The sequence below is a fragment of the Paraburkholderia sp. Ac-20347 genome, from assembly GCF_017104805.1.
Classification (GTDB): Bacteria; Pseudomonadota; Gammaproteobacteria; order Burkholderiales; family Burkholderiaceae; genus Paraburkholderia; species Paraburkholderia tropica.
Map to the genome: position 1 here is coordinate 1 of NZ_JAAGPN010000508.1, position 2582 is coordinate 2582.

The 2582-nt window shown below is 59.8% G+C and carries 4 protein-coding genes and 2 pseudogenes; 5 read left to right on the top strand and 1 reads right to left on the bottom strand.

The window, feature by feature from the left end; translation table 11 throughout:
* The coding region (locus G3N97_RS38115) for a hypothetical protein (RefSeq protein ID WP_205997898.1) at positions 1 to 234 on the top strand (234 nt) is incomplete at its 5' end.
* Positions 235 to 349: 115 nt separating this feature from the next.
* Here G3N97_RS38115 and G3N97_RS38120 read toward each other — a convergent pair.
* On the bottom strand, positions 350 to 592 hold the full coding sequence (locus G3N97_RS38120; protein WP_205997899.1) for a hypothetical protein: 243 nt from the start codon (positions 590 to 592) through the stop codon (positions 350 to 352).
* Positions 593 to 784: 192 nt separating this feature from the next.
* Between G3N97_RS38120 and G3N97_RS38125 the strand changes: the two are divergent.
* The 4 genes and pseudogenes from G3N97_RS38125 to G3N97_RS38135 form a co-directional block, all read left to right on the top strand.
* Positions 785 to 1697 (top strand): annotated as a pseudogene (locus G3N97_RS38125) (Ku protein).
* 47 nt (positions 1698 to 1744) lie between these two features.
* Positions 1745 to 1828: pseudogene (locus G3N97_RS40270) on the top strand (hypothetical protein); the annotation flags it as partial.
* A 24-nt stretch (positions 1829 to 1852) separates the two neighbouring features.
* Positions 1853 to 2080: a hypothetical protein gene (locus G3N97_RS38130; RefSeq protein WP_205997900.1), complete on the top strand. Its 228-nt coding sequence runs from the start codon at positions 1853 to 1855 to the stop codon at positions 2078 to 2080.
* Positions 2077 to 2582: tetratricopeptide repeat protein (locus G3N97_RS38135; RefSeq protein ID WP_205997901.1), on the top strand; the 506-nt coding region annotated here is incomplete at its 3' end. The genes G3N97_RS38130 and G3N97_RS38135, both read left to right, overlap by 4 nt.

Here is a 2582-nt window from a genome sequence, read left to right on the forward strand (position 1 = left end):
CAGAAAGACAGCTTCGCGAACTCAAAGGCGAAGGTCATCCTGCTCATCGAGTCTGAGACCCCGGGCCTGGAAACCACGCGGGTAGTCAGGCGTCAGGTCGGCGACTGGACATGGTTCGACATTGATGCCTGGCAATCAACCTCGAAGCGGTGGCTCACCCGCAGAGGTGTCCCGGAGCGCCGGCGCGCATTTGAAATCGCACGACTTCGGGTCTGGCTCGAGAACGAAGAATAAGCCACATGCTGCCGGACTACGGCACGACGTGTACTTCGCAATACATCTGTCATTGTTTCGGCAATAAATGCGATGACTGGCGTGGATCGCAATTGCAGGATCTTGAACTTCGCGCTCACGCCGAGCCGATCGCCATTCGCGGGTGTGCCAGTAGCGCGTCGCGCTCTGTCGCCCGGGTAGCGCCATCGCCGTCTACGCCATCGCGCGCGTTCATCTCGGCCCAGCGAATCTGCTCGTCGATCGTCATGACGCTCATGGCGTTGCGGATGATCTGATGCGCCGCGCGCAGCTCAAAGACCAACTGGCTTTTCTCGGCCTGAAGGCTGGCCAGCTCGATTTCGGTCGGGTCGATGGACATCGTCATTCCTCAGAATAAAAGGCGCGTCAGCATTTTCGCATGCACGTAGGTTAGACAGTAACGGCATGCTTTCTGCTCATTGTGGATGGGTATCAGGAAAGTCTTCCCAGCACCTGCTAATCTGGATTATCGGCGCGCAGCGCTCACCAGCCGCGCCGTTCAGAGAGCACCACGCTCCGCAAGGAAATGGCCATGGCCACCGCCCGACCCATCGCCTCGCTCTCGTTGAGCTTCGGCCTCGTCGATTCCCGTTCGCCTCTATAGCGCGACGGAGAGTTCCGCTACAGTACGCTTCAACATGCTCGCGCCCGACGGCTCCAGGGTGGAGCAGCAGTACGTCTCCAAGAGCACGGGCAAGGAGGTCGAGCGCTCCGAAATGAATAAGGGGTACGAATTCGAAAAAGGAAAATTCGTCGTTTTCACGGCGGACGAGCTGAAGGCGCTGGAGGAGAGTCCAAGCCACATCGTTGAAATCCTCGCCTTCGTACCCGACAAAGCGGTCGATCCGATCTATTACGACAGGGCGTACTTCATTCCTCCCGACAAGCGCGGTGCCAAACCGTACAGCCTTCTCCAGAGAACTCTACTGGCCAGCGGCCGGTCTGTTCTCGCCAGCTGGAACAACAACGGCAAGACGTACATGATCCAGATCCGCGCGACAAACGACGGCCTCGTATTCCAGCAGCTTTTGTGGGGAGCGGAGGTCCGGTCAATCAAAGACCTGAACATCGAACATGTTCCAGTGTCTGACGCGGAGCTGAAGCTGGCGCTACAGATTATCGCGCAGGGGGAATCGGACACACACGATCCCGCGCAGTACGAGGACGTCGAACAGAAACGGGTTCTCGCCGCGATCGACGCAAAGATCGAAGGCCAGCAAATCGTCGCGCCGGCCGAAGAAAGTGCGCCCGCCGGCGGCCAGGTCATCGACCTCATGGAAGCTGTGCGGGCCAGCCTCACGCGCGTTGGAAAGGCAAAGCCCGCGTCGGGCAGAGCCGCAAAATCAGCAAAGGTGGCCCAGCTTCCCGCAACGAAGCGCGCGCGCACCGTCAAACGCGCAGAAGCCGCGCCGGCGGCCGCACCCGCCAGGCGAGCGTGGAAGTGACACGCCGCCCGGCGGTCCACGGGTATACAGCCCGTGAGATCCAATCCATGTTGGGCGTGTCACGGTGCACCCTGTCCACCCTGATCACGACTGGACTCGTTGCCCCAGTGCGTGGCCACAGGAACGAACTTCGGTTCTCGTTCCGGGACATTGTGGTGTTGCGCACAGCCATTAAATTGCGCACGTCAGAGATTCCGCGACGGAGAATCCTGCGCGCCCTCGCGAACGTGAAGAAGGGCCTTTCTGACGAAACCCCATTATCAGGACTCCATATCAGTGCAGCCGGCGACACCATCGCCGTGAGGAGCGGCGAAACACAATGGGATGCCAATTCAGGCCAGTTGCTACTCGATTTCGGCGACAACGTCACAAAAAAACTGTGACAGCGCTGGAAGCGTCGCCTGCCCGGATCGAGCAACGAGCAAGACTGGCTGCAGAACGGTACGCGAAGGCCGAGCGACTGCAAGAACGTGACCCCGCTGCGGCGGAACACGCGTATCGCCAGGCAATCGAACTATCACCGATGCCGCACTATCACGCGTACAACAACCTTGGGGCCATGCTCTCGCGCAGCGATGATCGCTGCTCTGATGCGCTGATCGTCTTCGAACAGGCCCTCAAGCATTTCAACGAAGTGGAACTACTGCATTACAACCGCGCAGTACTGCTCGAACACGCTGGCAGACTTGAAGAAGCCGCACGCGGGTACATGCGTTGCCTCGAACTAAATCCGCACAGCGACGACGCCGCGTTCAACCGCGCGTGCGTCCTCGATCAGCTCGGCGGCCACGATGGCGCTGCGCAGGCGTATGTGCAGTGTCTCCAGATCAACCCTTCGCATGGCGAGGCGTTACGGCAGCTGAACATGTTGATGGACAAGCTCCG